This is a genomic window from Bacillus sp. 05T22, from assembly GCF_056396765.1.
In genome coordinates this window covers 23,311-30,537 of sequence record NZ_JBFTMC010000068.1, presented here as the reverse complement: position 1 = coordinate 30,537, position 7,227 = coordinate 23,311, and the positions used below count along the sequence as shown (strand labels likewise).

9 protein-coding genes and 1 pseudogene are annotated in these 7,227 nt (G+C 33.6%); 3 read left to right on the top strand and 7 right to left on the bottom strand.

Annotated elements, in window-relative coordinates; translation table 11 throughout:
* Nucleotides 1-103 precede the first annotated feature (103 nt).
* Nucleotides 104-316: a hypothetical protein gene (locus tag AC1DIT_RS18710; RefSeq protein ID WP_016114725.1), complete on the top strand. Its 213-nt coding sequence runs from the start codon at nucleotides 104-106 to the stop codon at nucleotides 314-316.
* 200 nt (nucleotides 317-516) lie between these two features.
* Nucleotides 517-939 (top strand): DUF1801 domain-containing protein, encoded by a 423-nt coding sequence (locus AC1DIT_RS18705; protein ID WP_016114724.1) that lies wholly within the window; start codon nucleotides 517-519, stop codon nucleotides 937-939.
* A 152-nt stretch (nucleotides 940-1,091) separates the two neighbouring features.
* Here AC1DIT_RS18705 and AC1DIT_RS18700 read toward each other — a convergent pair whose 3' ends face one another.
* From AC1DIT_RS18700 to AC1DIT_RS18680, 5 genes are all read right to left on the bottom strand, one after another.
* Nucleotides 1,092-1,886 (bottom strand): VOC family protein, encoded by a 795-nt coding sequence (locus tag AC1DIT_RS18700; RefSeq protein ID WP_016114723.1) that lies wholly within the window; start codon nucleotides 1,884-1,886, stop codon nucleotides 1,092-1,094.
* Between the two features lie 153 nt (nucleotides 1,887-2,039).
* Complete coding sequence (locus AC1DIT_RS18695; RefSeq protein ID WP_016114722.1) at nucleotides 2,040-2,576, bottom strand: NADPH-dependent FMN reductase; 537 nt, start codon at nucleotides 2,574-2,576, stop codon at nucleotides 2,040-2,042.
* 356 nt (nucleotides 2,577-2,932) lie between these two features.
* Nucleotides 2,933-3,568, bottom strand: coding sequence for a response regulator (locus tag AC1DIT_RS18690; protein ID WP_016114721.1), 636 nt, complete (start codon nucleotides 3,566-3,568; stop codon nucleotides 2,933-2,935).
* Nucleotides 3,569-3,582: 14 nt separating this feature from the next.
* Complete coding sequence (locus AC1DIT_RS18685; protein ID WP_016131398.1) at nucleotides 3,583-4,701, bottom strand: GAF domain-containing sensor histidine kinase; 1,119 nt, start codon at nucleotides 4,699-4,701, stop codon at nucleotides 3,583-3,585.
* Between the two features lie 82 nt (nucleotides 4,702-4,783).
* A complete protein-coding gene (locus AC1DIT_RS18680) occupies nucleotides 4,784-4,945 on the bottom strand; it encodes an Hsp20 family protein (protein ID WP_255255007.1) in 162 nt (53 codons plus the stop codon).
* Between the two features lie 128 nt (nucleotides 4,946-5,073).
* Between AC1DIT_RS18680 and AC1DIT_RS18675 the strand changes: the two genes are divergently transcribed.
* Complete coding sequence (locus AC1DIT_RS18675; RefSeq protein WP_476998344.1) at nucleotides 5,074-5,508, top strand: NUDIX hydrolase; 435 nt, start codon at nucleotides 5,074-5,076, stop codon at nucleotides 5,506-5,508.
* Nucleotides 5,509-5,896: 388 nt separating this feature from the next.
* On the opposite strand, the pseudogene AC1DIT_RS18670 reads toward AC1DIT_RS18675, so the two are convergent.
* Nucleotides 5,897-6,343: pseudogene (locus tag AC1DIT_RS18670) on the bottom strand (cysteine hydrolase family protein); the annotation flags it as partial.
* On the bottom strand, nucleotides 6,318-7,211 hold the full coding sequence (locus tag AC1DIT_RS18665; RefSeq protein WP_476998343.1) for an AraC family transcriptional regulator: 894 nt from the start codon (nucleotides 7,209-7,211) through the stop codon (nucleotides 6,318-6,320). The pseudogene AC1DIT_RS18670 and the gene AC1DIT_RS18665, both read right to left, overlap by 26 nt.
* Nucleotides 7,212-7,227: the final 16 nt, after the last annotated feature.

Genomic DNA, 7,227 nt, shown 5'->3' with positions numbered 1-7,227 from the left:
GTTACATTTAGTGTATTTATTACATGCGTATAATTTAATATATATATATATATATATTAAATGTATTAAGAATATTGTAGTATAGTTAAAAGGAGATGATTTTATGCTGAAAATAGAACAAAACAAAGTACGTTTAATTTCAGGAATTAGCTTATTAATATTGGTTTTGACTAATTCTTTTATAAAAAGTGATTCTTGGGTCATTTGTATAGATGTCATTTTAGTTTTGGTTAACTTATTTTTATTTATAATCTCTAGAGATATAACAAAAACCAATTTACTTAGAAAAAAAGATAAGCTAGATGAAATAAAATAATTTTGTATTATTTATAAGGATGCAAGACGATTAATGTGAAATCGTCTTTTATTTTTTGATGAAAAAAGAAAGTAAACTTTTATTCAAAAGTTTTTATTTCTTTTAAGCATACATGAGATTCTGTAACTTTGATTCAAACTATGTATTATAATGAAATATGTGATAAAACTTATATCTAAAAAAGTGGGGACAATTCTATTATGTATAAACTCAAAACAACAGAAACCAACAATAGTGTAATCGAGTTTATTGAAAATGTTGACAGCCTAAAAAAACGAGAAGACGCATATCAGTTATTAGATATCTTTACTGAAACAACAGGTTATCCAGCAAAGATGTGGGGACCTAGCATTATTGGATTTGGTACATACCACTATAAATATACATCTGGTCATGAAGGAGATGCTCCATTAGTAGGCTTTTCCCCTCGCAAGGCCAAAATTAGTTTATATTTTGCAACTGGTGATCCTAAGCGAGAAGAACTATTAAAAGACTTTGGAAAACACACATCTGGAAAGGCGTGTATATACATTAATAAATTAGCAGATATTGATATTAATGTTCTAAAAGCGCTAATTAAACAATCTGTCAGTTTTTTGCAAGAAATGTATCCAAATCATTAACGTGTATATGACAATCAAATGAAGTAAGTAACAGGTGTTTTGAACACACGTCAAAATACCTGTTTTTAGAATACTTCCTTTTAAATATATGTCATGATTTTCTAACTATTTATTAAAATCACATCCAATAATAACAACTCAAAAAATATTACTTAAATAGAAAGTGGTAAGTTCAACTTTTTGGGAATATCAGCTTTAAAATGCGGAGTATGTTGTATAGAAAAAGAATACCCTTCTTGAACGAACGATATTTCATTATTATGAAAATGAAATGGTACATCGTTTTGTCTTATATGTTTCTGAACCCTTTGAATGAACTCAAGACTCGACGTCCCAAATGAAATATGCATTTTCGGCGGCAAAGCTTTCATTGCAATCGGAATCCAAGGCCTTCTCTTCCAGCTTGCAACAACATGAGCCGTTCCACCAACTACAAAGTTAAAAATTTCACCAACTCCAAATGTTTTCATGTATAAATTGGATTTTAACCACTCTCTAAATGTAGGTACACTTTCAACTGGGCAACCTACTTCCCTTATATATAGAATATTTAAAGGTGTATACGGAACTAAAATACCTTCATCAATATATTTATGTGCAATAATTTCAAGAAGATTTCCATCTCCATCACGAAAATATAAATTTAACCGACTATCCTCTTCATCAATTTCATGACCATCTTCCCACCTTACAACAAGCAAACCCGATTCTTGAATCCATTTTGCTGTTTCGTAGAACTTTGAGAATGGTACTTGAAAAGCAAAATGAGCAGGCGAAATTGGTTCATATGCTTCTTCAAAAACTAATGTAACATATGGAGTTAATTTAAAACTTATTTGTTTATTCGTTTTTGATAAAATTGGAATCCCAAGACGCTTTGCATACACTTGTTCTACCCCTTGAATAGATACTGTTTGTAATTTCAACTCTGAAAAATGTGTAATCAACCTTATTCACCACCTTAATTTCCGTACATATAATCATTTTTATTAAAATCACTCCTATTTACATTACTATTCTACGAACTACTATTGTTCGAAAGCGTTTTCGTAAAGGTGCTAGAGGCAATGAATAATAGAACATTGCCCTCTAAAAAATTATCACTCAACCCCTAATTGCTTCTTCACTTCTTTATAGACACCCATATATGCTTTTAACTCTTTGAAAAGATCATGAATTAATGGTTTTGCATCCTCACTAAGCTCACCATCTTGCACGTATAACCCGTCTAATACAACTTGTTTTGGGATTGTATTCGCATATACGCCTCGCGCGACAATACGCATGCTATTAAGCGCGTTTATACCGCCTTTTCCGCCGCCTGCAACCGCCAATAGTGCAACTGGTTTATGGACAAATTCACTGCTGCTTAAGAAATCTAATGCGTTTTTGAGCGCACCGCTCATTGCATTATGATATTCAGGTGTGCAAAGGACAACACCATCAGCTTCTTTCACTAATGTTTTTAATTTTGTTACCGCTTCTAATTCACGTTGTGATTCTTCTCCGTTATATAAAGGCAATTGTTCTGTTGCTAAATCATATAACTCTCCTTCAAATTGTTCAGCAATATATTTTGCAATGACACGTGTTCTACCAAATTTACGTGGTGTTCCGTTAATTACAACTAATTTCATGTTTATTTCGCCCCTTTGTTTTAAGTTCTACCTCTATACTATCAGAAAATTCTATACAAAAAACAATAAAAAGAGGGAAAAGCTTTGAGAAAATAGTATGAGAAATACAAAAAGAACTCATACTTTCGTATGAGTTCCTGATATATCAATTAATTATTCTTTACAACAGCGTGTCCGCCGAACTGATTTCGAAGTGCTGAAACCACTTTTCCAATGTGAAATTTGCCATACCAAATGCATCACTTAGTAACACTTCATCATTTCTTGCAACAAGTATAGCTCCATTGGAATAACCAGATTTCGACAGTTTTGACCTATACTATTGTAATTTAACTTTGTCCCCCATAACCCGTTTCCTACACAACATTATTTTTCACAGCATACAAAGCCGCTTGCGTCCGATCATCTACTTCTAATTTAGCAAGTACATTTGAAACATGTGTTTTAACTGTCTGTTCTGTAATATGAAGCTCTGCTGCTATTTCTTTATTACTTCTTCCTTTCGCAATTTCACACAGTACTTCTTTTTCCCTTTTTGTCAGCATAGAAAAACTATCTTTTTTCTCCTCTTTCACTGCCGGTCGTCCTAACAAAGCAGGCGTTACTTTCGGATGGAAATTTGCATTGCCTTGATATACAGCAATAATAGAAGCAACAAGTTGATCTGGCTGTACTTCTTTTAGTTGATAACCATCCGCACCAGCTTCCAGCGCTGGAAGAACGTAATCTTGCTCTGAAAAACTGCTTAACATAAGGATTTTAATTGTCGCATCATATTGCTTCAATCTTTTCGTCGCTTCAATTCCATCCATTTTCGGCATTGATAAATCCATTAATACTACATCTGGTCTTTCTTTTCGAACAAATTCTAACGCTTCTTCTCCATTCTCTGCTTCCCCTATAATTTCAAACTCCTCTTTCGTTTTTAAGAAAAATACGAGTCCCCTCCGCACAATATGATGATCCTCTACAAGTAATAGTTTAATTTTCAATGTGTTACTCCCTTTCAAACTGGTAATTGAATCTCAATCTTTGTTCCTTGTCCCGGTTTCGTTCTTATTCGAAATGTTCCTTTCATCAATTCAATTCGTTCTTTCATACTTTTCAAACCAAGTGCTGAATCTCTTACTGTTTCTCTAACGAACCCAATGCCGTCATCTTCAATTTGAAAGTGCAACTTATTATTTTCTATTTTCAAGCTAACAGATACCCTCTCACATGAAGCATGTTTTTTACAATTATGTAACGCTTCCTGGCTCACACGCCACAGCACTTCTTCTATTTCATCACCAATTGAAATAACCCCATCAATTCGAATTGTTACTTGAATACCTAACAGCTTTCCATAATTCTGCACTGCTTCTGCAAGCCCTTTTTCTAATCCTTCTGGCCGTAATTGCCAAATTAATAATGTCATCTCTTGCAGTGCTTCTTGTGATAATTCTCCTATATAACTTAGCATCTCTTGCAGTTCTTTGTTCTTTGTCATGTCAAGAGTACCTCTAGCGGTTAACATAATTGAAAATAGTAATTGTTTTACAGAATCATGTAAATCACGAGCGAGTCGATTCCTTTCCGCTACAACTACATATTTGCGTTCTTTCTCAACTAGCTTAATTCGTTGTATTGTTGTTCCAATTTGAAATGCAATTGCTTCTAATAATGCTAGTTCTTCCTCTAAAAAATGCGTTTTATGAGGTGAAGCAACATTTAATAAACCAAACTTCTCTGCCCCAGCCCGAAGAGGAATCGTCGCATGGTGTGTAATCTCTTCCGTCTCTCCCCAATTATATTCAATAGCATCTTCAATTCGTTTACACTCAATGATATTTGTCGCCTTTTCTAAACGTCCATTTACGAATCGATTCACGCACCAACAATCTCCTTCACACATCGGTTTCTTTTCCCGCCATGTGAGTGCTGGTGGCAAATTCCTATCAACAAGCATACGATGTGTTCCTTTTTCATCAATAAAAAAGATCCAGCCTGTTTGTAAATTCATAACTTGCAATAATGTATGTAATACTTTTTCTAACATTTCCTGTAAATCAGTTACCTCATTTAACAACTCTGCAATTTCTTTTAACGCCTCTAACCGTCGCATTTGCTTTTCATCATAGTTCATGTTCATCACCAACTACCATTATAACATTGAGAAATTTCTAAAAACTATAAATTTAAAAAAGAAGCTGAATGTATCAGCTTCTTTACTCTATATCAATCACTTTTCGATTTATGTTTTCTTCTTCTAGTTTAGGCAATGTGACAGTAAGAACACCGTCTTTAAATGCTGCCACAACGTTTTCTTGATCCACATTATTTAATGTGAAACAGTGAATGAATGAAAGATTCTCTCTTTCTGTCTTTATTATATCAAATAGTCAGTGAAATTTTCATTTCTGCAATATTAATATCCAATAAAAAACAAGGAGAATATCTATACAGGATGGAATACATAATTTGGAATATAAAACTCTTATTACTTTTGGAGGTTACTATGGGATATATTGAAGATTTACGAAAAATCATCGGTCCACGACCACTTAATTTAGCAGGTGTTGCAGTAGCCGTTTTAAATGATCAGGGACAAATTTTACTTCAAAAAAGACGAAATGGTATTTGGGGAGTTCCTGGCGGATGTATTGAATTAGGTGAATCAACAGAAGATGCAGGAAGACGAGAAGTCCTCGAAGAAACAGGCATTGAAATTGGAAAGCTTAACTTAGTAGGTGTTTTTTCCGSAAAAGAATTTTTTGTAAAATTACCGAACGGGGATGAGTTTTATCCCATCACAATCGCTTATATGTGTAAAGAGATAAAAGGCGGAACTTTACAAGCTGATGGCACTGAATCTTTAGAAGTAAAATTCTTCAACTTGAATCAATTACCAGAAAGTATTAGTCCTTTCATTAAGAAACTAATTCAGCAATAAGTTGTATCCATATAAAATGAAACTTTAATCAGTGGGGGTTTTCTTCATCCCCCACTGATTATTAGCCCTCACCAAACGGGCTTTTACGGACAGTTGATCCCCCGCCTATCTTCCTCGTTTCTCTCTGAATCTTGAGGTGGGGGTCTTACTGCCCGTTAATGCGGGATAAAGTACCAGAACATATAAAAAAAGACCTTTTATTTTAAGAAGGCACTGAAAAAGTGTTTGCTTTGAAAAAATAACACGCATTTTATCAATATGTTGAAAAAAAGGAGTCCATCACCTGTATATAGTAGGTGATGGACTCCTTTTTCTTATGAAGTGGACTTTTTCAGTGGCCTCTATTTTAAAGGTCTCTTTTTACATCACTCTCATTTTTTGTTTCTCTTCACTGCACTTCAGCATGTAAACAAGACTTAAAGTGTCCAATCGCAAACTCATGTCCTTGTTCATTAAAAGAGGCCACTGCTTTTTCATGTACAACTATATGAAATCCTTTATTATAAGCATCCACGGCTGTATGGAGAACACAAATATCCGTACATACGCCAACAAGATGAACCTCTTGTACGCCACGTTCTCTTAGTTTCATTTCTAAGTCCGTTCCAGCAAAAGCACTATAACGTGTTTTGTCCATATAGTATACATTCTCATTATCTTGATATTTTTCATACACCTTTTGTAACTCTCCGTATAAATCTCTTCCTTTTGTTCCCGCTATATTATGTGGCGGAAATAATTGTGTCTCAGGATGATAGGAATCATTTTTTTCATGTTTATCAATGGCAAACACAACATAATCTCCGTTTTCAATATACTGCTTCGTAATCGCTACAAGATGCTGGTATATATATTATCACTTTCATTTGATTTGGATATATTGATTGCAATACATCGGTAATTTCAAAATCTGGTCCTTCTCTTCTTTCATAATTCGAGTTTGGTAACCATGTGCCATAAATATATCTTCTCGTATTTTGAACTAAATCARCCGAGCCATTTATTTTAAATTCAGCATATTTACCTTCCGGAATTTCAAAATTGACAAATCCATTGTCTAATTCCGCAGCACTCCCCTGTACCTCTTCTCCAATAATGAATGAAAAGTTACCATCATCATGAAAATTACATGCGATACCATATGACATATTAGGTGCAATTTTCTCTGGAATTCTTAAATAATATTCATTACTTCCAAAATCAAAATAAAATTTTGGAATTTCCTCAAAGTATTTTTCATTGTTTAGATTGGTTTTATATTCAACACCGATAATATTCCTTTTATTTAATTGTACAATAGTAGGTTTATTCATAATCAAGTCTCCCTTCCTCTCCTTTTTATGGTCAAACAAATTCAGTTTAGCTTGTAAATGTAAAGCGATTTCTGACTTTCGATATTTAGCAGGAGTCATTCCAAAATAATTTACAAATGCACGTGTAAATGCCTCTTGGGAGTTATATTGAAAATTAATCGCAATTTCTAATATATTCTTTTTTGTTTCCCTCAATAAAATAGCAGCTTCAGATAACCTTCTGTTTCTTATATATTCTTGTACAGAAAAACCTGTGATTGCTTGAAAAAGCCTTTGAAAATGAAATGGAGAAAAACAAGATTGCGAAGAAACTTTAACAACATTAAGTCTGTCCTGTAGGTTGCCTTCAATAAATTCAATAGAATTTTGTATTCTTTCAAAGTAATCCATTTCCACTTCCCCTCCC

Excerpts from the sequence above, each read along its gene's own strand:
- AC1DIT_RS18710 (WP_016114725.1), top strand. The coding sequence starts at position 104 with ATGCTGAAAATAGAACAAAACAAAGTACGTTTAATTTCAGGAATTAGC.
- AC1DIT_RS18705 (WP_016114724.1), top strand. The coding sequence starts at position 517 with ATGTATAAACTCAAAACAACAGAAACCAACAATAGTGTAATCGAGTTT.
- AC1DIT_RS18695 (WP_016114722.1), bottom strand. The coding sequence starts at position 2,576 with ATGAAATTAGTTGTAATTAACGGAACACCACGTAAATTTGGTAGAACA.
- AC1DIT_RS18685 (WP_016131398.1), bottom strand. The coding sequence starts at position 4,701 with ATGAACTATGATGAAAAGCAAATGCGACGGTTAGAGGCGTTAAAAGAA.